At 42.2% G+C, this 19700-nt stretch carries 21 protein-coding genes; 1 reads left to right on the forward strand and 20 read right to left on the reverse strand.

All coding sequences use genetic code 11. The annotated features are described in order from the left end of the window. Nucleotides 1–59: 59 nt before the first annotated feature. From HVZ37_RS15045 to prmB, 20 genes are all read right to left on the reverse strand, one after another. On the reverse strand, nucleotides 60–1784 hold the full coding sequence (locus tag HVZ37_RS15045; RefSeq protein WP_181627659.1) for a VWA domain-containing protein: 1725 nt from the start codon (nucleotides 1782–1784) through the stop codon (nucleotides 60–62). Nucleotides 1785–1825: 41 nt separating this feature from the next. Further along, nucleotides 1826–2512 (reverse strand): tight adherence pilus pseudopilin TadF, encoded by a 687-nt coding sequence (tadF, locus tag HVZ37_RS15050; RefSeq protein WP_099434007.1) that lies wholly within the window; start codon nucleotides 2510–2512, stop codon nucleotides 1826–1828. 208 nt (nucleotides 2513–2720) lie between these two features. Further along, the gene (locus tag HVZ37_RS15055) at nucleotides 2721–3233 is read right to left on the reverse strand and encodes a TadE/TadG family type IV pilus assembly protein (protein ID WP_099434008.1); all 513 of its coding nucleotides are present in this window, start codon (nucleotides 3231–3233) and stop codon (nucleotides 2721–2723) included. A gap of 484 nt (nucleotides 3234–3717) precedes the next feature. Then, the gene (locus HVZ37_RS15065) at nucleotides 3718–4212 is read right to left on the reverse strand and encodes a hypothetical protein (RefSeq protein WP_099434010.1); all 495 of its coding nucleotides are present in this window, start codon (nucleotides 4210–4212) and stop codon (nucleotides 3718–3720) included. Nucleotides 4213–4230: 18 nt separating this feature from the next. After that, nucleotides 4231–4752, reverse strand: coding sequence for a hypothetical protein (locus HVZ37_RS15070; protein ID WP_130098102.1), 522 nt, complete (start codon nucleotides 4750–4752; stop codon nucleotides 4231–4233). An 89-nt stretch (nucleotides 4753–4841) separates the two neighbouring features. Beyond that, nucleotides 4842–5204 (reverse strand): hypothetical protein, encoded by a 363-nt coding sequence (locus tag HVZ37_RS15075; RefSeq protein WP_042999976.1) that lies wholly within the window; start codon nucleotides 5202–5204, stop codon nucleotides 4842–4844. 134 nt (nucleotides 5205–5338) lie between these two features. After that, complete coding sequence (locus HVZ37_RS15080) at nucleotides 5339–6619, reverse strand: hypothetical protein (RefSeq protein WP_181627660.1); 1281 nt, start codon at nucleotides 6617–6619, stop codon at nucleotides 5339–5341. Further along, nucleotides 6613–7470 carry a type II secretion system F family protein gene (locus HVZ37_RS15085; RefSeq protein WP_054175949.1) on the reverse strand — a complete coding sequence of 286 codons (858 nt, stop codon included), beginning with the start codon at nucleotides 7468–7470 and terminating at the stop codon, nucleotides 6613–6615. Before HVZ37_RS15085 ends, HVZ37_RS15080 begins: the two co-directional genes overlap by 7 nt. A gap of 1 nt (nucleotide 7471) precedes the next feature. After that, on the reverse strand, nucleotides 7472–8374 hold the full coding sequence (locus HVZ37_RS15090) for a type II secretion system F family protein (RefSeq protein WP_181627661.1): 903 nt from the start codon (nucleotides 8372–8374) through the stop codon (nucleotides 7472–7474). Nucleotides 8375–8382: 8 nt separating this feature from the next. Continuing rightward, a complete protein-coding gene (locus HVZ37_RS15095; protein ID WP_042999974.1) occupies nucleotides 8383–9672 on the reverse strand; it encodes a CpaF family protein in 1290 nt (429 codons plus the stop codon). Nucleotides 9673–9732: 60 nt separating this feature from the next. Further along, nucleotides 9733–10878, reverse strand: a complete 1146-nt coding sequence (locus HVZ37_RS15100) for a hypothetical protein (protein ID WP_125340017.1) — start codon at nucleotides 10876–10878, stop codon at nucleotides 9733–9735. Nucleotides 10879–10893: 15 nt separating this feature from the next. Next, nucleotides 10894–12309 (reverse strand): pilus assembly protein N-terminal domain-containing protein, encoded by a 1416-nt coding sequence (locus tag HVZ37_RS15105; protein WP_109740443.1) that lies wholly within the window; start codon nucleotides 12307–12309, stop codon nucleotides 10894–10896. A gap of 47 nt (nucleotides 12310–12356) precedes the next feature. Continuing rightward, nucleotides 12357–13301 carry a hypothetical protein gene (locus HVZ37_RS15110; RefSeq protein WP_044269105.1) on the reverse strand — a complete coding sequence of 315 codons (945 nt, stop codon included), beginning with the start codon at nucleotides 13299–13301 and terminating at the stop codon, nucleotides 12357–12359. A gap of 337 nt (nucleotides 13302–13638) precedes the next feature. Beyond that, nucleotides 13639–13869, reverse strand: coding sequence for a Flp family type IVb pilin (locus HVZ37_RS15115; RefSeq protein ID WP_042999970.1), 231 nt, complete (start codon nucleotides 13867–13869; stop codon nucleotides 13639–13641). A gap of 436 nt (nucleotides 13870–14305) precedes the next feature. Continuing rightward, complete coding sequence (locus HVZ37_RS15120) at nucleotides 14306–14590, reverse strand: YfcL family protein (RefSeq protein WP_042999969.1); 285 nt, start codon at nucleotides 14588–14590, stop codon at nucleotides 14306–14308. Between the two features lie 31 nt (nucleotides 14591–14621). Continuing rightward, complete coding sequence (locus HVZ37_RS15125; protein WP_044258458.1) at nucleotides 14622–15170, reverse strand: elongation factor P hydroxylase; 549 nt, start codon at nucleotides 15168–15170, stop codon at nucleotides 14622–14624. After that, nucleotides 15170–15979 (reverse strand): sulfite exporter TauE/SafE family protein, encoded by an 810-nt coding sequence (locus HVZ37_RS15130; RefSeq protein WP_042999967.1) that lies wholly within the window; start codon nucleotides 15977–15979, stop codon nucleotides 15170–15172. The genes HVZ37_RS15125 and HVZ37_RS15130 overlap by 1 nt, the downstream gene beginning before the upstream one ends. Beyond that, on the reverse strand, nucleotides 15979–16803 hold the full coding sequence (mepA, locus tag HVZ37_RS15135; RefSeq protein WP_044258456.1) for a penicillin-insensitive murein endopeptidase: 825 nt from the start codon (nucleotides 16801–16803) through the stop codon (nucleotides 15979–15981). The genes HVZ37_RS15130 and mepA overlap by 1 nt, the downstream gene beginning before the upstream one ends. Nucleotides 16804–16806: 3 nt before the next feature. Further along, nucleotides 16807–17892: a chorismate synthase gene (gene aroC / locus HVZ37_RS15140; RefSeq protein ID WP_042999965.1), complete on the reverse strand. Its 1086-nt coding sequence runs from the start codon at nucleotides 17890–17892 to the stop codon at nucleotides 16807–16809. 26 nt (nucleotides 17893–17918) lie between these two features. Continuing rightward, a complete protein-coding gene (gene prmB, locus HVZ37_RS15145) occupies nucleotides 17919–18851 on the reverse strand; it encodes a 50S ribosomal protein L3 N(5)-glutamine methyltransferase (RefSeq protein WP_044267843.1) in 933 nt (310 codons plus the stop codon). A 168-nt stretch (nucleotides 18852–19019) separates the two neighbouring features. Here prmB and smrB point away from each other — a divergent pair, with 168 nt between their 5' ends. Next, complete coding sequence (smrB, locus tag HVZ37_RS15150; protein ID WP_042999963.1) at nucleotides 19020–19571, forward strand: endonuclease SmrB; 552 nt, start codon at nucleotides 19020–19022, stop codon at nucleotides 19569–19571. The last annotated feature ends 129 nt before the right edge of the window (nucleotides 19572–19700 follow it).

Raw genomic sequence — 19700 nt, forward strand, 5'->3', positions numbered from 1 at the left:
ACCCTTTCAGAAAATAGAGAAAAATGTAGCGACGTTTATTTGCACTACGGGAATTTTGACTATTCATCCGGGTTTACATAGCGGGTCGTTTCTCTTGCCATCGCTCCGGCAATGACATCATAAAGCGCATCGTAATTAGTTGCTATAAAAGCGTGTCCAGGACCGACACAAGAGTTTTGCCAGTCTAAATCAGAACCATTACTTATTAAAGAGATATAATATATTTCCACATCTGTCGTCGTCGTTCCAGCAGGATATTTTTTAAGACCGTTTCTGATTACATCACAGAGATGATATGTATCCATTAGTGTCTTTCTATTTTTCTTTGAATAGGTATCATCCTCACCATCAGAGATGACAAATATCATTTTAACGTCATTTTTGCCTTTGGTGATGAGTGGCACGGCTCTTAATAATCCACTAATACTATCCGTCCCCCCACCTGGAGGTCCCATGTTGTTAAAATTGTCTATTATGGAACGGTTATCTGTAAGCTCCACCAGATAGTAATTGGGCTTTTCGATGGTTCTGATAAATTTAGCAACATTTGCATGGTCACGGGTCCACGAAGTAGCGTAGGCACAAAGGGACTCAAAAGGAATAACATGAGCAGAAGGATCAGAATTCGAGGGAGCATTCAGATAATTAATAAAAGTTACAACATTATCATCGGTAAATAGATAATCGTCTGCAACTGTACCTTCGTAATCCATTGTTTCAATATTAGCGATAGAATTATATTTACTTACTGATGCTGTTAGCAAATTAAATTTATTAAAATTATTGGTAAATTCCTCATAATTATCTAGGTTATGAATATCAGAATTAGGATCTGCATCACAGGTTAACTTGCCACTATCTTTTCTACAATACCCCTCATCAATTAACCATGTCTCCGCAGAGGTTGTCGTATAACCATTGGCTTTCGCGATTACATCCTTATAATAACTATTAAGATAGGCGTCTGTATTGTTTATAAAGGTATTACCTGTCGTGCGTTCCGGTGGTTGTTTGTTATACCAAAAACTCCAGTCTAACCCTGAATACTTATCCTGAAGCTTTCCAATATAAGTACACCCAACCTCTTTACTTGTTGCACTCGCGTAATTTGTCTTGTCTAATACGGCAGGAATTCCCGTAGAGAACGGTACAATACCAATCGTACTACCATTGTCATTATCGAATATTCGGTTACCAAGATCGGTAAACACTTTTTTTAATAATGCAATACGAGTGTAGCCTCTCTCTGCTGAACTACTATTCATAGAACCTGAAAAGTCGAGTACAAACGTATAATCTGCAGGGACGGAAAGATCTTCAAGTGATTTGCGGATATGACCCGACGACCGCCCGCCATGCAAAGTTATGTTCGAATGAAAACCACTATAACCCTCTTTGTATAAAGAAAGTAACGGATGGGTGATGATATCAGAATCTAAGGAAAAATCTGTCGACACCACCTTACCATTTTTATCCTTTTCTTTATCAACATTTATATAGACTTTGTTTTTGTCTATTTCCTCACCAGGGAGATAATAAGATAAATACATTACTGTTTTTTCAGCATCTGCATTTTTATCGTCACTGTCATATGACATCGCAATTGAATAGACGCCCTGATTAATAGCATCTGATAAACGAGACCGCTCAGTGATAAATCGAGCCCCATCAATTGCTAATGAAAAGAAACCGATAAGCGTAGGCAACATAAGCGCATAACTTATTGTTACAGCGCCTTCCCTGCAAATAATGAATAACAAAAATCGTTTGATTAAATATTTCATTTTATATCTACCTGAGTTACCAGCAGAAATGATAGCTTTGTTTACCGCGGCAGCGCGACATTTCGAATATAAAGACTACCGAGGTCCTTATTAAAGATGCCCAAAGCTCGATTAAAATAACTTTCTGCTCCGGGAACACACAAAATCACTTCATAAACCGGAAACCAATCTTGATCAGCGTCAGGAGATCTATCCGGGCGATGACCCCAGACCGAAAGCTTCGCAAGATCCTCACGACGGGAATACTTACGTGTAACATCACAACCCTCAATGAACATGGTATTAAAAGAGGTTGATGTATATCTTGAAAGTGGCCCGTCTGGTTTAACGGGATGCGAGCTTGGGCAATTATTTAGGCGACTACTTTGAATACTACTTTGAATACTACATTGTTGGGCTATAGGCTGTAGAATTTGTATACCGAGCTGATAGGGCTCGACGGAACCATCTTTTTGGCGCAACATCTCGTCCAGCGTTGCTTTTAAGGTATCCAGATCGCTTTTGCTAATATCGGAAGCGTTACCGCCACCAAACAGACCGTTTCGCTCACGAAAAATCATTGTTAATGAATAATTAACGCGCTCCATATGGCTTTTTTTAATGAGTGAAAAACTCATATCAATCAGGAATCCGCACATCAACGCGAAAATCAGTAAATAAAAAGCAAACTCGATGCTTGAGGTTCCTTTCTCAGAATATAATCTTTTCCATAAACCGTAACGTTTCATCGCAACATCCTGTATATAGAGGATTCACTTAACAAGAGTGATTATGTCTAATTTATAGGTAAAACTGTTTTTATTTATTGTTATCATGATACGTATGAAAACTTGCTCTAAGTATTTTCGCACCTTCTGCACCAGAAAAATTATTAATGCAAGCGTTTATTATTTGCTAAATAGTTCACTGATTCACAAAGCGCAAACATCGCTCCCGTTAATAACCATCCTTAAAGCTTCTGTCAATATTGGTCTCTTGTATATAGACAATTCGGCGAGTCATTTTTTCCTGCATAATATCAACAGGGAACACAAAAAATAGCGGTTCATAGGGAACTTCAATTTTATATATGGAAATTGGATTTTTCGTGTTACTCAGTTCACTACAATTAACAAATGGTTCCTTTTCATTGTGGTCATAACCACATGAAGCTATTTCAGTCTTTATTTCAACCTCTTTACCTAAAGTCAATAAAGCCCACCCGTTGGCACTTTCATTGATTGCATTTTGAAAATACTCATGTACCAAATCCGGATTTGAGGGATCCTGTATATTTGCTGACGCATTCCCACTATTTGCCAGGAGAGCGTCCAGAGAAGCCATGATAAAAATTACACGGCACAACTCCATTATAAAAAGAATAGAAACAATGAATGGCACGATAACAAATGCAAATTCGATTGCTGCAGCACCATCTTCCTCTGCAAATAATCTTCTGAGTCTTGACATTTTAATAAACAAACCTCCACATGGTCATGATATAACCAATAGTAATCGCAACACCAAATGGGACAGAGGTTTCATTATGATGTAGTACACATCGAGTGAACAATAAGATTGAAAGCGCACAAAATACGCCTGGTAAACTGACAAAAACTGCAAAGTCAATAAATTGACTGGCTGGAATGCTAAAAGATAAAGATGCGATTAGTTTTATATCCCCGGCACCTATTACCCCAAAAAGATTTATGAAAAATCCAATAATCATAATAGAGAGAGGAATTTTTATATTAATATCTTGTACGACGAATGAGAGAAGAAGCGAGAGAAGCAAAATAGAAAAAACCACTTTATTTCTAATTTTCCTCTCAAAAATGTCCGTATAACAACAATATATCAATTGAAGGGCAATTAATACTATCAAACCTCTCTGCAATAAGATCATTAGTTCATACCATGACAATTTGCTTTCAGACAAAATAAAAAAGAGAAATCACCTTTTACCCTTTTTCTTCTTAGCACTCTTCATTTTGTGATACACAGGAATAACCACATCCTGATGTTTAACAGCTACTTCTGCTGAAGAAATTTGCTGGTGACAAACTGTAATACTTTCATTCTTAATGAGTCGAATGTCGTGTTTTTCGAACAGAGACCATATCATACTGAAATAGTTACTAATTGTGTCACGGATCAGCGTGTCACGATCGCAAAGAATCGGTTCAATTGCAATAACACCACAGGTAATATCAGCACGAGTAAGATAAATAGCCTTCTTTAGGCAATAATCTATTCTCTCGACAGGTTCATCAGACATTTTATCTAAAAGGTCTTTTCTGATCTGTGATACCATCTCATGAAGCTGTGAAATTCGATTTACCGTAATATTCTCACGCGATTCAATGACAGGCTTCGCTGAAATAAAACCGCTGATAAAATCAGAAGCGCACAAGCCTACTGCGGCTTCAAAGCTAAACGAACTATTCATTACATTACCTCACCGTGTTTATAAATGTTTATTACAAATCTCAATTATATTTTCCGAAAGCTGCCTTACACGCCAGAAAATTTGACCTATTGACTCATCTTTTGATGTTATTGCCATCAAACATAACATCTTCTGTGCGGCCGGGATGCGATTAAAAAGAATCATGTTTTGGTCGCTCTCCATAAAAACGGCATTTTGCTCACCGCCCCCCACTTCAGTTAACATCGCAGAGCTGATCCCCAGCAGGGAACTGGTTAATGCTGATACTTTTCGAATATGGAGTTCATAGCCTGGCGTAAGAAGAGAGGCAATTTCAAAGCCATCTGCTGTAGATATGAGCAAATTTTTTAATACTGCATTTCCCTCAGAGAAGCGTTCAAGCTCGGCTTTTAATTCATTGGTCAAAAAATCAGATATAGTATTAACATCTGTATCGCTATGCTGTTCCATCGAATCGGATTGATCATGCGCTTCTAATTCTGGCTCGGAGGGGTCAGACTCAACGTCATTCATACCAAACGGTAACATAATTTTATCCATCGTCATTAACCATCGTAAATTTTTCAACACCAATTTGCTTTCCGATAAAGCAAATTACCTGGACTGTATGCAACAATAACTTTAAAAGATTATTGCACAGACAAATTAGAAAATTTTTCATTTAATCGCAGGCGAGTTAATGCAATATTTGCATCACGTGCAATACGAATAAAAATAAAATATTTTGCTGCTTCAGGAACTTGTTTTAAAAGAAATATATCATCACTATAGGTAATTAATATATCTTCCATAGTCTTTTGTTGCGCAGAGAGTTTACTGAATTTTATATTCGCCCTGATAATATCACTCATACCTGTACTCAAAAAACCAAACCTATCATTGATATTTTTGCTGTGTACGATTTCTTTAATTGTGTTATCTATTAAAGCAACGCCCAGAACTCCATCAATCCCAGATAAGGTATCAAGCAAATTATTAATTTTATGTTCCATACTCGCTCCATTCACTCTTTACCCCAATAATATTGACAGTAAAAGAGTGCACTATGACTATTAACTCTTAAATATCCAGGACAGACAATCTACAGCCTCGCAAGCATAAGCGAGAAGATTAAGTAAGCAATATACTAATAGTTAATATCAACTATTACTTTCTCTTTATATTGACCGTTAACTGATAAACGTGAAACACTTTTAGTTGTAATACATTTGTTAGTTACTATTTGCAGTTTCGAGTTCCCATTGCCATTATTCATGATTTCTATTTTTTTAATATTTTGCCGTTTTTGTATATTTGCGAGGAGCGAATCATAAATACGTTTCATAGGCTGAGCGTTAAATATCTCTATTTCGACTATATTGTCATAACGTTTGGGCATCACACTATAATTAAGTGGGTAGGCAGAATAAAGAGCAATTCTATCGCCACCCGGAATACTGGCAGATGTCACATTGGCTATTAATTTAGCATGTGGTATTTCTCCAGCAAAAGGAAGGACAGCATCAGATATACTTTTATCAAATGTACAATTCTGGGATATTCCACTGTTCACCAGTTGAGAGGAATCATCAGATTTTATATTATTCTGCATATCCGATACAGGTATTGTCAGGGGCTTATTTTGATTAAGGCCAACGCTTGTGCTTGCAGTCACTGCAACATCGTTTTTTTGTCCTTCTATTTTAAAATGTTCTCGCGGTGATAATTTTGCCAAAGATGCAATTAGCGCATCAGGTTGTGATGTTGAGAGTTTATCATCAATAATAATTTTTTTCGCACTCTCGTAATCATCGGATTTTACCAGAGCATAGGCTAGGTTATACGCAGTTTGTGGTTTATATTCTTTCCTGGAATACAGAGGGAGAAGATAATTTCTTGCCGTAATATAATCTCCTTGCAGAATAGCCATCATGGCCAGATTATTGACGACGACCTCTTCATCATAAAAAAGCCCTCTTGCTTTTTCAAAAGATAACGTTGCCTTAAGATAGTCTCCTGTTTGAGCCAGTAAAATACCCTGTAAATTCCATAATTCCCCGTTTGAGTCATCATGTGCAAGCATTTCATTTAGAATGGCCTGGGCTTCATTTTCCTTTCCTAACTCAAGCAGATTCTGTGTCTTAAGCAGTAAATATTCTTTACTTCCTTTTTTTTCTACCAATGGTGCCAGATAAATATTTGATGAGTTATAGTCGCCAATTTTATTATATAGCTGTGATAGATAGTATCGTTCATCATCATTATCTTTAACACTGAGTTTATTTCTGTATATCTCAATAAGCCCTTGATAATCATTCAGTTGAGTTAGGATATATTCCTTTTGTTCTTCATCAGATGCATTCGTAGGTCCACCTGTACAGCCAGATAGCACAGCAAGCATTAATAGGGGTAATAATCTTTTTACCATGTCGAAGTCATCTTAATCAGGCCCGGACCGGCAACAATTGCGATCAGGGGAAAGAGAATAAAAGCAATCATTGGGAATGTCATCTTTGCAGAAAGTGCTGCAACTTTTTCTTCCATTGCAAGTAATTGCATCTGTCTAATTTCTTTAGATAAATCTATAAGTACAGCATATATCGACGAGCCAAATTTTGTGCTCTGCAATAATGCTGAACACATCATTCTTACTTCTTCATTAACCACTTCACCTGAAAGTTGTTCAAGTGCAGCGTTAATGCCACTAACATCAGCTCTCAAAACAGTGCGGATAAGCAACGAAGACAGATCTTTATTGATCACTTCCATCTTATGAGAAATATAAGCAAGCGAAGCTTCGACTGTCATACCTGACTGGATGCATACGGCTAAAAGATCTATACAGTAAGGAATGTCATTAGATATTCTTCTAAATCGCCGCTGAGAAATAGCTGTTTGCACTCTCGAAGGTACGATAACAATCACTCCGAGTATAGCTAACAGTACAATCATTAGCATCTGATTATCAAGCTTCATCCATCCCATATAATTCGCTATGAGCACTGGTGAAGCTATCACAACAAATAAAAATGCCTTAACTTTAACATTCTTATCTAACTCCGATGAAATTGAAACAAGTTTACTATTTTTCTTGAATGTTTTATCCAGTTGCGTCTCTATCAAATTTGTTCCATATGTTAATATATTCTTTTTATTACTATCTACTTTAGAAAAATTGATTAACTTCTTAACTTTATTAGCTCGCTGCTTGCGATAAATAAGGAGTAATATACTTCTCATTCCAGTCAGAAAAACAATAAAAGAAATAATATATATCATTTCACCCAACCTTATTCATCATAGACCAAACGATAAATAGCCCTATTAATATACTTGTTAATGCGTAATAAAGAATATATTTCCCTGCATCTGTTCCAATAAGAATTTCAAAGTTATCTGGTGCCACAAATTTCAAGAAAAAGAAAAAAAAGACAGGAATAATGACAAGTGCTTTAACCGACATTCTTGCCTCAGCAGTCATTGCGATTTTTTTTCTGTCCAACGTCTTACTTGCTGAGATTAACATTGTCAGGCGAGACATCACTTCGCTAACTTGCCCTCCGCCTTTCATATTTATAAGTACCGTAATAACGAATGAAAAATATTCACTATAGGGAAATTTTTCGTAAGAATCCATAAATATGCGCTCAGGATCATCTCCGATATCCAGTCGCATGAGAATACGTTTGAACTCTCTTCCGAAATCGCTGTCTATCACCCGCGAGCATTCTTCAAAGCCCTGCAATACCGGGCGCCCTACTCGTACCGCGCTATTAATTATATTGAGTGCCTCGGAGAAATCCCTCTCAAACTCTCGCCGGTACTTTTTTACTTGTCGCATATACAAAATATAGATGGTAGCAAGTAACGTTATATTTGTTATTACAACATTGCTGAAATTCAGATATTCCATGTTTACATATAATGCTGCGGCACATGCCACCAGTATTATCGCTACATGCTTAAAAATGTGCTCGTTTTTTTTTCCAATTAGATTAGCATGAAGCTTTTCAATAAAAATAAAAACTCCTGCCATTGAATCTTTGAATGGTTGTTTTTTATTTGCTACTTCCTGGCTGGCAATGATGTTCGTTGAGAGTATTTTTCCTTTTATTTCTTTCGTTTTTTTTAACGATAAATATATTTGAAGAACGCCACAAATAGAGATAACAATAAAAATCATTGCCATTATCATGAGACTTTATTCCCAAATAGTTGCCGTAACGGATCAAGATAACCATGAATTAAAGCTTGCCGATAAACTGCTGACCGCTGCAAAAGACCGTTACATGTAAACGTACCCGTGATCATACCATTATTATCTCTTTCAGGATTAGCAGCATAAGAAAAGATATCCTGTAGAATAATATTCTCACCTTCCATCCCCATGACTTCGGATATATTTATTACTTTTCTGGACCCATCGGGAAGACGTGAAGCTTGAACAATGATATTCACAGCAGTTGAAATATTTCTCCGTATTGCTACTAGGGGTAATGCTGAATTGGCCATCATTACCATGCTCTCAAGACGAGCTAATGCATCACGCGGGTTATTTGCATGCAGCGTTGACATAGAACCATCATGTCCGGTGTTCATTGCCTGCAGCATTTCGAAGGCTTCAGGTCCGCGGCATTCCCCAATAATAATACGATCCGGGCGCATACGAAGTGAGTTGATAACCAAATTTCGCATCGTGATTTGCCCTTGGTTTTCTGAACCTGCCAATCGCGTTTCTAGTCTTAATACATGTGCTTGTTGTAAACGAAGTTCCGCTGCATCTTCAAGTGTCAAGACACGTTCAGTTTCGTCAACATATTGGGACATCGCATTTAGTAGAGTTGTTTTACCCGAGCCTGTCCCCCCGGAGACAATGATATTGACTCTACAGCGACTTGCAATTACCAGGAAATTAGCCATCATTTCATTCATACTGCCATATTTGATTAGCTCTCCCAGAGTTATATTTCCCTTACCAAATTTACGAATGGACATTGAAGTGCCATCAATAGATATTGGAGAAATAACTACGTTGAGTCGGCTACCATCAGGCATACGCGCATCCACAAGCGGTTGCGCGTCATCAATTCGCCTTCCTACTTTACCCACCAAACGTCGGGCAATATCTGTTAACTGCTCATTATTGATGAACTGCTTATCAGAGAGTTCCAGGCGACCTTTACGTTCTACAAAGATACGATCCGGGCCGTTGACCAATATATCGCTAATCGACTCATCTTCCATTAACTCGCGCAATGGACCATAGCCAGTAATTTCATCAACAACTAACTCACACAGCTCCTGTCGCTCCGGTGCAGAGAGATAATTCTCTGTGCGATTGTTATTAATAACATTACGAATAACCGTATTAACTTCGTTAATGAGTTCCGCACGGTTTTCTTTGATACTTTCAATTTGTTCCAGATCTATGTTTTTAAGTACTTCTTGTCTGAAATAGATAAAGGAAATTGATTTATTCATATAAGGCCCATGATTAATATAGTGCCTTGACGAGGGATAGCCACGATGATAACCTGGTCATTAATTATTTTTCTTCTTATTAAATATTGAAAATAGTGATAGACCTTTCTTATTGCCATCAGATTTCTCACCTTTCATATTTTTACCCAACATTTTGGCCGTAAAGAAATAAAGTTCTGATTTGTTATCAGTCTTTTTTACATCTTTAATGTAAGGGTGTACAATGTCAATTTTCTTACCCAGGTAATTTTCTATATCTTCCTTATTCAACTCATTCGGCCTTGAATGATGATTTTCATTCAGAATGATAATGTTTTTTGAATTTTTCTTCTGATTGTCTGACGTGGTGGTTGTTCTTTCTAATTCATCAATGATAAGACGGGCATTGCGTACTGATGAGAGTTCTCTGGTTACAACAATAAAGATAAAATCGGAACCAGGGACAATGTAGGCAAGTTTATCTCTCACCTGTGTTGTAACGTTGTGGTCAAAAACAACAATATTATAATTTTTGTATTCGTCCGAATCAAACTGCCATTGCTCTTCATCAGTAGCAATCTTCATTCCGCGATTTGCGTCAATATAGGATATTACACCGTCATGTTGTAGAGCGGTATCTGATATGAGATCAAGATCGGGTGTGCCTGTATGCCCCTGAACCAGCAATACAGGTAAATGACTTAATCCACAAATTGATCTAAAAAACTGGTATGCGACAAAAGAAGTTCCACTTCCCCCTTTGCAGCCCAGGATACTGATGCGTTGTGTATAGCTCACACTTGTAACATCAGTTTCAAAATTCTTCAATGTTACACCGAGCAATGTAATTTGTGAATCAAGATGCAAATATACAGCCCCAATTCGCTTCATCTCATTGCTGAAGGTAATTGAATCAACATCGCCAATAAATATTTTTTTCGTTGCAGCTGGAAAGAGATATTTTATCTTTTGCTGTATAGCGTCTACATCGTTAAAATCTTCAATATCAACGATGAGATACTCTGACGATGTTAATTCTTTATCATCGATAATATCATTGAAAAATTTATTTACCTGGATAATGTCATGGCAGCCGTTCACGCGTATTTGGGTCATTACCCCAGCAGAAACATGACTACGTGATGAGATGACAGCAACAGTTCCAATGGTGGAATTGTTATTTTTATTTTCAATATTTCTTTTGTTAATTTTAGTAAGATCCAGCATTTCCCCTCCCGTTCCTTATCGGATAAATCCACCGCGTGAAATGAAACTTCTTGCGTCTTCTTCTAGTCTATTAGTATGTTCATCAGCAACGCCGACATTGAAGAAAAGTTTGTCTACTGAAGTTTTATGGTATTGGGGAGTGGGGATTTTATAGCTATTTTCTGCTGAAAATGGTTTTACTAATTTTACAGTTGCGAATACGACCAGCTCACTCTTCTCTCTTTCAGTCTGTGAGCTGCGGGCAAAAGCCCCAAGGATTGGGATATCGCCAGCATACGGCACTTTAGATAAAGACTCTCGGTCAGTTTCAGTCAGTAATCCACCGATGACAAAACTATCTCCATCGGCTAATTCTATTGTGGATTGTGTTCTTCTGGTGTTAATGGTCGGGATAGCATAGGAGTTGTAAGTGTAGCTCCCTGTAACATTACTTAATTCGTTAGATATGAAAAGACGGATTTTATCAGTGCGATTCACCTTTGCGCCAATATTAAGACGTATGCCGTATTCCTTATACTCCACAGATGCCGTACTGTTGCCACCACTGTCGACAACAATTGGAATCTCCCCTCCTACCAAAAAGCTGGCATACTCTCCTGAGAGAACGGTTAAATTCGGTTGTGCTAACACTTTCGCAATGCTGTCGTTTTTGACGGCGTTGATAACAGTACTAATGTTTCCTGCATCAAATCCGCCTTTAAAGCCTATTAAGCTGAAGACTCCCGCGCTGTTTGCTGTACTCCCACCGTTGATGATACTGTCAAGTGTTAAGCTGCTCCATTCAATGCCCAACGCATCGGTGAATTGCTTAGTCACTTCAACAACGGTTAACTTCACATTAACCTGTTGCGGCGATGATAGTACAGTCATGCGATCGATGATATTGTCCCATCTTTTTTTACTTAAATGGTCAATTTTGGTGCCGCCCGTGCCGCCGCCTTGCGAGCTTTCATTCCAGGTGACGTCTTCTTCTTTTTTATCGCTGCCAACAAGACTACCTACAGTGTTATAGATCTCATCTCTTAATTCTTCTGTCGCCACTTCACCTTGAATAATATAAGTTGCCTTATCTTTACTCATGTAGCGCTCAATGCTAATTTTGGTGCCAGGGTATTTTTTATTCACCTTTTGGGCCAGGGAGCTTCCGATTTCATCAACGGCAACGCTGATTTTTTTTAATACTTTACCTTTCACTCCGTAAATCGTTAGATCAGCCACACCTGGTTGCTTGGCGAACAGGACAATTTTTTTATTATCAATGACTTTGTAATCTGCAACTTCTGGGTTTGAGATGAAAACAGTCTCTATTTTCTGCTGCGATGAAATATTTTTTGCTTGCCCTTCCTTCAGTGTTAAATCTTCTCCAAAGGCAGACGATAGTAATAATGGACATAAACAAAATAAAACGAGCACTTTTGCTGTTTTCGACATAAATCTATCCTTATTTTTAAGCATCCGTATTATTAATACTTTTAGCGCTATTTGCTATTTATCGAACTGTTAGCACTATTCTCACCGCGAAACTCTCTTATAAACTCACTGTCATTTTGAATCGTTGTCGCACTTTGAACCGCTGTCGATAAAATATTTCTATTATCAATCGGCCACTGACCTTCATCCCCCACTAAGACAGAATGAGCAGGATCAAATTCAGCAATATTTTCACTCGTAGGGAAAATATACAGTTTTGCATCCTCTAAACCTTTTAGCATTATCACTTCTGCAGGCGTAAGCTCCACTAAAACATATCCTTCATTTATCATGGGGTTTTGTTCATTTACTACTGCTTTAACTTTCGATGTAACTGTTTGAATGGACAGTATCTTCTTATTTTTCATTAACATTTTAAAATGCCGACCATTAATATGATCCGTTGCATCTGTTACTGGCGCGGTCTTTATCTCTCCGGATTCGTCTTTTGTTACTCTCAAATTATAGGCCAGATAAATATCTACTCCGCCGCCAGCTTGCGCATTGTTGAAGAGATAGCTATCATTTTTTTTAATAGAGAATCCGTAGACTATACTTCCAGGTTTTGCTGACATTTTTATATATTCTTCGCTACCTGGCTTAACTAAAATTGCCTGGGGAATTTTTGCGCCTTCTGAAATATCACTTTTCAGCATCCAGTTATCAATATCGCCCACTGAAAGTGTACTTTTTTCATTCCCCCCCTCTTTTATCTTGAGGGTTTCGAGTTGAAAATCCCCAGAGGTTAATCGCGTCCCTTTTTTCAGATTTTTCTTCGCAACGGCGACGGTAATACTTTCCGTTGGTGCTTCAATTACTTTTGTTTGTACAACTTTCTGCACCTGACGGGGCTTGTCCAAGGGTTTCTTGCTCGCCATATAATAAAAAAGCATACCAATGATACCAATAACGATCATGGCAATATTAATTATTAATGAGTATTTTTTGCTCATTGATATCCTCAACGTTATCAGGCTAATGAGTGTGACGTCATAATTTATATGCGCAAACTATGATTTATGATACCATCATTGTTCGCATATTATGAATAATATTGAATATAAGAGTTAAGTACTATAATTGAAGTAAATGTATAATGGGGAATGCGTGCATGATATACATTTATTTTGGACATAGCTACCGCACGGACTTTGCTGATTGCGAAGTCTACAAAGGGATTACCATATTTTGCTTACACATAAAAAATGATGTTTTCACACCATTTATTTATACTTATTTTATTAAACTGTACGGGCAGAATATTCCCTGCCCGCATTATCTCAACGCTGATTATGAAGTGATAGAATCCAAAACCTGTTGCGATACCGTTTTGAAAATACTTTCTAACAACGTCTGTACTGTACCATCTTTACCGAAGATCACTGCGACTACGGCTGCAACGCCAGCAAGTACAATTGCATATTCTACAGCTGTCACGCCTCGCTCATCTTTAAAGTAGTTATGGACACGTCCGGCTCCATTTAACCCCTTAACATAAGCTTTGATGAGTAGCTCATTCATTTTCTTAGTCCCTATTATGATACATTTAGTAGCTAACAACCCTGATAGCTAGTCGCGCGTATACACAGTCTGCAGCCTGAATTCGTATATGGCTCAAGCTGGAAACATTATGAACTTTGGATTTCTAAAATATAACCCTATGATTTTTTTTAAGATTATATTTATATAGCGAAGGGGATTGAATTGTCAGATTACAATTCATCAAAACGATTGATTTGAATTTGTGGGAATTATATCGTGCGTTTTTTCTTCTTTTTTTGAGGCGTTTCTGATTAATTTAAATTAAATTACACATGAGATAATATAATGCAATATATTTAAATAGATTTGTTTTTTTGCGACCTGCCAGAATTTGGGTCCAATAAAGAATTCACTATCGGACCCACAATGAGACACTTTCGCTTAGATGTCTAATTGACCCTCTGTTGAGTCATTATTAAACGCCTTGATGCGCCACCTTCTGATACAGCGCGTCCCACATCTCTTTGACTAACGCCTGATCGCGCGGCGACAACTCACCGGCACCGATAGCGTTTTCCAGGCTGCGGGTGACGTTGGCATAGACGGCCTGAGCAGAATGGTCATCAGTACCTTCCAGTTCTGCGACGGCTAACGTCAGGTGGCCACGCAAATATCCACTGGCAAACAGCTCATCATCGCTTGCATGCTCTACCATGTCGTCGATTAATGCCAGAATGCGTGATTCAAACTCCGCGATCATCTTCTTTCCTCATTGTAACGTGGCACTGGCTTCAGTTGAGCGCTTCTGGCCACGGGAATTGTTCCGCCGTAAGTTCAGGCGTGTGATAATAATTCTGTAATGCTTTGATGAAGCGCGCCGGACGTTCGGGAATGCCCTCCTCCAGATACGTCATCACCTGTGCATGAACCCGACGCTGAAACACCACGCGGTCCGGTTCAAAATCGCCTTCCAGGTTGTCGCAACTGACGTTAAACGGATATCCCGCCGCCACGCAAAACAACCAGTCGAATGCCTGCGGTTTCACTTCCACATCTTCAAACTGCCCCTGTGTCACCGCATCGCGACCGTCCGGACAATACCAGTAGCCGAAATCCACCAGCTCGCGGCGCGCTTTTCCGGCAATGCACCAGTGCGAAATCTCATGCAATGCGCTGGCGTAAAAGCCATGCGCAAAAACAATCCGGTGATACGGGATCTCCGTATCAGCAGGAAGATAGATCGGTTCGTCGTCGCCTTTAATCAGACGGGTATTAAAATCATCGGCAAAGCAGCCGTTAAAAATCTCAATCAATTGTTCGTAGCGGTGCGTACTGTTCATTAATTCATCCCCAGCCAGTGGAGAATCTCCTGTCCATGGTTATCATAAAGAAGTTTCATGCTCATCACCGCCGAGACAATGACGATCATGGGCCGAATCAGCTTTTGTCCTTTGCTTAGTACCAGTCGGGAGCCCATCCGCGCCCCGAGAAATTGCCCGATCAGCATGACAAATCCGGTGGCCCAAATCACTTTCCCGCCGATGACAAACAGCAGCAGGCCGCCAATATTGGAGGTGGCATTCAGCACCTTGGCGTGAGCCGTCGATTTAGCAAGGTTATAGCCGCACAGCATGACAAACGACAGCGCGTAAAATGAACCTGCCGCCGGGCCAAAAAAACCATCGTAGAAGCCTACGCAGCCACCGGCCACCAGGGCAAACGGCAGACCGTACAGGCGACGCTGTCTGTCTTCCTCGCCCACTTTCGGCATCAGCAAAAAGTAGAGACCAATGCAGATCACCAGAACAGGCAGGATCTGTCGCAACACGCCTGACTGCACATGCTGCACCAGCAGTGCGCCGCTCATCGAACCAATAAACGTCATCGCGATATTGAGTTTTTGCTCGGCGAGGTTCACCACTTTACGGCGAATAAAATAAATTGAAGATGAAATCGAACCGCCGCAGGCCTGCAGTTTATTGGTTGCCAGCGCCTGCGCGGGAGACATCCCTGCCGCCATCAGCGCGGGGATGGTCAACAGGCCGCCGCCGCCCGCCAGTGAGTCGATAAATCCAGCCAACATTGCCACAAAAAACAGCACCAGCAACAGCAGCGGAGAGACCATAAACAGGTCCGCAAAATTATCCATTAGAGTACATGCTCATCCAGAAGCGCCTGGCAGGAAGGCGGCAACGGAGGCGGTGTCTTCTTCTCAGGCTTTGTTGTTCCAGGTTTTGGCGGTTCAAACCAACTTTGTAGCTCAGCGCCGCAACCGTCGCCCGGAGGAGGCAAAGGTTGATCTTCGCACTCAAGGCTGTCGGCAGGGCAACGTAATCGGACATGCATATGCGCACGATGCTGGAACCAGGGTCGCACTTTACGTAACCAGTCGCGATCGGTACCGGCATCCAGGCAGAGCTGTTGTTTTATGGCAGGATTCACAAAAATACGCGTGACGTCGTTATCTTTCGCCGCCAGCTTAATCAGGCTGGAGATTTCCGGTTTCCAGAGCGAAGGCACAACATGTTTACCGTCACGGGCGACCAAATCCAGCGCCTGGGGACGCAACAGTTGCGCCTGAGTCCAGCGTGTTTTTGGCAACTGCAGGAAAATGTCTACATCCAGACCGGTCTGATGGCTGGCATGTCCGCCGTTAAATCGACCACCGGCGGGCATTCCCATATCGCCAATCAGCACCGTTCCCAACCCCAGATTGCTCACCTGCGTACTCAGTCGCTGGATAAACATCACCAGATCGGGATGGCCAAAATAGCGGCGCTGATCGGTGCGCATCACCTGATAGTGATCCGACTGCACGGGAAGCGTGTCCGCCCCCACAATGCAGCCGTTCGAGAAACCACCAATTGACTGTGCGCTGCCCGGCACGGGCTGGGTAATTTTCTGCCACGGCGTCGCCGCCAGACTGGCCGCGCTGGCAAACAGAGCCAGCAGTGCTATCGCGGTTTTTTTCATCTCTTACCAGCGTGGAATATCCGTTTTGACATCCGCATTTTGCGCCCGTTGACGTAACAGGTGATCCATCAGCACGATCGCCAGCATCGCTTCCGCGATGGGTACCGCACGGATCCCCACGCACGGATCGTGACGACCTTTCGTGATCATCTCCACCTCTTCGCCAAAACGGTTAATTGTGCGACCCGGAACGGTAATACTGGACGTCGGTTTCAGCGCCATGTGGGCCACGATTTGCTGGCCGCTACTGATCCCGCCCAGAATACCGCCGGCGTGATTGCTCTGGAAGCCGTCTTTGGTGATTTCATCACGATTCTGACTGCCGCGTAGCGCCACGACCTCAAAGCCGTCACCAATTTCGACACCTTTCACCGCGTTGATGCTCATCAGCGCGTGGGCGATATCGGCATCAAGTCGGTCAAAGACGGGTTCACCCAGGCCTGCCGGCACACCGCTGGCGACCACGGTCACTTTCGCGCCAATGGAATCGCCCTCTTTTTTCAGCGCGCGCATCAGCTCGTCCAGCGCTTCAATTTTATCAGGGTCAGGACAGAAGAACGGGTTTTGCTCGACCTGCGACCAGTCTTTGATTGCCAGCGGAATGTCGCCCATCTGGGTCAAACAGCCCTGAATGGTTACGCCAAATTTTTCAGCGAGATATTTTTTAGCAATGGCACCTGCCGCCACGCGCATCGCGGTTTCTCGCGCGGAAGAACGCCCGCCGCCACGATAATCGCGCAGGCCATATTTCTGTTCGTAAGTGTAGTCTGCGTGTCCCGGACGAAACACGTCCTTAATAGCGCTGTAGTCCTGCGAGCGCTGATCGGTGTTTTCAATCAGCAAACCTATGCTGGTCCCCGTCGTTACGCCTTCAAACACGCCGGAGAGGATTTTCACCTGATCCGGTTCGCGACGCTGCGTCGTGTAACGCGACGTGCCAGGGCGACGTCTGTCGAGATCGTGCTGCAGGTCAGCTTCTGTCAGCGGAATGCCTGGCGGCACACCGTCGACGATACAACCGAGCGCCAGCCCGTGCGATTCGCCGAAGGTGGTTACACGAAAGAGTTGTCCAATTGTATTTCCTGCCATTGCGGTCTCGTTGTTGTCGTTGTGGTTTAATCTTTATAGAGGCTGAAGTGCTCGCGGGCAGCAATCAACTCGGCTTTGGTCAGCATAAAGACGCCATCGCCGCCATTGTCAAATTCCAGCCAGGTGAACGGCACATCCGGATATTGTTCCATCAGATGTACCATGCTGTTACCGACTTCACAAATCAGAATGCCGTTATCAGACAGGTAATCCGGCGCGTTGCCCAGAATGCGACGGGTGAGTTTCAGGCCGTCAGTGCCGGACGCCAGACCCAGTTCCGGCTCATGACGATATTCATTAGGCAGATCGGACATATCTTCCGCATCAACGTACGGCGGGTTGGTTACGATCAGATCGTACTGAACCTTCGGCAGGTCACGGAACAGATCGGAACGAATCGGCGTGACATGATGGATCAGACCGTGCTCTTCAATGTTGTGTTCGGTCACGGCCAGCGCGTCCGCCGAGATATCTACCGCATCCACTTCCGCTTCCGGGAAGGCATAGGCGCAGGCAATCGCAATACAGCCGCTACCGGTACACATATCAAGGATAAGCTGAGGCGACTCCCTGACCAGCCCCGCAAAGCGGTTGTTGATCAACTCACCAATTGGAGAACGCGGCACCAGCACGCGCTCATCAACATAAAACTCATGGCCGCAGAACCAGGCTTTGTTGGTCAGATAGGCCACCGGAATACGTTCGTTCACACGGCGGATTACGCGCTCAACAATACGATGGCGTTCGCTGGAGGTCAGGCGCGCGGTACGCATATCTTCTGGAATATCCAGCGGCAAATACAGCGATGGCAACACCAGTTGCACGGCTTCATCCCACGGGTTATCGGTACCGTGACCGTACCAGATATTCGCCGCGCTAAAACGGCTGACCGCCCAGCGCAACATGTCCTGAATGGTATGCAGATCACTCACTGCTTCATCAACGAAAATTTTATCCACCTGTTCCTCCAGGGCATGCTCGCATTAATTTCGGCGGCTAGTTTGCCATGAAGACGGCGATAAATCAGCAATCACGCAGGGGTTGCGGGTGAAAATTGCGTTTTGAGCATTCGCATCCGCATCGAGTCGGGTAAACTAACGGACAATAAAAAAAGATGAGATCGCAGAATGAAAAAGAAAACATCGCTGAGCGAGGAGGACCAGGCGCTGTTCCGGCAGCTGATGACCGGCACCCGTCAGATTAAACAGGACACCATTGTTCATCGCCCGCTGCGTAAAAAGATCACCGAGGTGCCGGTTAAGCGGCTGCTTTCGGAGCAGGCCGATGCCAGCCATTATTTCTCTGATGAGTTTCAGCCGCTGCTGAATACGGAAGGCCCGGTCAAATATGTCCGTCCTGACGTGAGCCATTTCGAGCTGAAGAAAATGCGCCGTGGCGATTACTCTCCGGAGCTGTTTCTCGATTTACACGGTCTGACGCAGCTTCAGGCAAAGCAGGAACTGGGCGCGCTGATTGCCGCCTGCCGCCGGGAACATGTGTTTTGCGCCTGCGTGATGCACGGTCACGGCAAACATGTGCTGAAACAACAGACGCCGCTGTGGCTGGCGCAGCATCCGCACGTCATGGCCTTCCATCAGGCACCGAAAGAGTACGGCGGCGATGCCGCGCTGCTGGTGTTAATCGAAGTGGAAGAGTGGGCGCCGCCGGAACTGCCCTGAGCACAGAAACAACAAGAGCCGCATCAGCGGCTCTTTAGCGTAGTGATAAACCTGATTCCGGCCCCCCGACAAGCAGAGAGCACCTCATTAAAAAACCAGGAAAATCAATTTATTGATTTTCGGCTGATA

Origin of the sequence: Citrobacter sp. RHB35-C17 (assembly GCF_013816795.1) — a bacterium.
Classification (GTDB): Bacteria; Pseudomonadota; Gammaproteobacteria; order Enterobacterales; family Enterobacteriaceae; genus Citrobacter_A; species Citrobacter_A amalonaticus.

Bases quoted from the DNA above. Each gene is read 5' to 3' on its own strand.
- HVZ37_RS15045 (WP_181627659.1), bottom strand. From the start codon at position 1,784: ATGAAATATTTAATCAAACGATTTTTGTTATTCATTATTTGCAGGGAA.
- tadF (WP_099434007.1), bottom strand. From the start codon at position 2,512: ATGAAACGTTACGGTTTATGGAAAAGATTATATTCTGAGAAAGGAACC.
- HVZ37_RS15055 (WP_099434008.1), bottom strand. From the start codon at position 3,233: ATGTCAAGACTCAGAAGATTATTTGCAGAGGAAGATGGTGCTGCAGCA.
- HVZ37_RS15065 (WP_099434010.1), bottom strand. From the start codon at position 4,212: ATGAATAGTTCGTTTAGCTTTGAAGCCGCAGTAGGCTTGTGCGCTTCT.
- HVZ37_RS15070 (WP_130098102.1), bottom strand. From the start codon at position 4,752: ATGGATAAAATTATGTTACCGTTTGGTATGAATGACGTTGAGTCTGAC.
- HVZ37_RS15075 (WP_042999976.1), bottom strand. From the start codon at position 5,204: ATGGAACATAAAATTAATAATTTGCTTGATACCTTATCTGGGATTGAT.
- HVZ37_RS15080 (WP_181627660.1), bottom strand. From the start codon at position 6,619: ATGGTAAAAAGATTATTACCCCTATTAATGCTTGCTGTGCTATCTGGC.
- HVZ37_RS15085 (WP_054175949.1), bottom strand. From the start codon at position 7,470: ATGATATATATTATTTCTTTTATTGTTTTTCTGACTGGAATGAGAAGT.
- HVZ37_RS15090 (WP_181627661.1), bottom strand. From the start codon at position 8,374: ATGATTTTTATTGTTATCTCTATTTGTGGCGTTCTTCAAATATATTTA.
- HVZ37_RS15095 (WP_042999974.1), bottom strand. From the start codon at position 9,672: ATGAATAAATCAATTTCCTTTATCTATTTCAGACAAGAAGTACTTAAA.
- HVZ37_RS15100 (WP_125340017.1), bottom strand. From the start codon at position 10,878: ATGCTGGATCTTACTAAAATTAACAAAAGAAATATTGAAAATAAAAAT.
- HVZ37_RS15105 (WP_109740443.1), bottom strand. From the start codon at position 12,309: ATGTCGAAAACAGCAAAAGTGCTCGTTTTATTTTGTTTATGTCCATTA.
- HVZ37_RS15110 (WP_044269105.1), bottom strand. From the start codon at position 13,301: ATGAGCAAAAAATACTCATTAATAATTAATATTGCCATGATCGTTATT.
- HVZ37_RS15115 (WP_042999970.1), bottom strand. From the start codon at position 13,869: ATGAATGAGCTACTCATCAAAGCTTATGTTAAGGGGTTAAATGGAGCC.
- HVZ37_RS15120 (WP_042999969.1), bottom strand. From the start codon at position 14,590: ATGATCGCGGAGTTTGAATCACGCATTCTGGCATTAATCGACGACATG.
- HVZ37_RS15125 (WP_044258458.1), bottom strand. From the start codon at position 15,170: ATGAACAGTACGCACCGCTACGAACAATTGATTGAGATTTTTAACGGC.
- HVZ37_RS15130 (WP_042999967.1), bottom strand. From the start codon at position 15,979: ATGGATAATTTTGCGGACCTGTTTATGGTCTCTCCGCTGCTGTTGCTG.
- mepA (WP_044258456.1), bottom strand. From the start codon at position 16,803: ATGAAAAAAACCGCGATAGCACTGCTGGCTCTGTTTGCCAGCGCGGCC.
- aroC (WP_042999965.1), bottom strand. From the start codon at position 17,892: ATGGCAGGAAATACAATTGGACAACTCTTTCGTGTAACCACCTTCGGC.
- smrB (WP_042999963.1), top strand. From the start codon at position 19,020: ATGAAAAAGAAAACATCGCTGAGCGAGGAGGACCAGGCGCTGTTCCGG.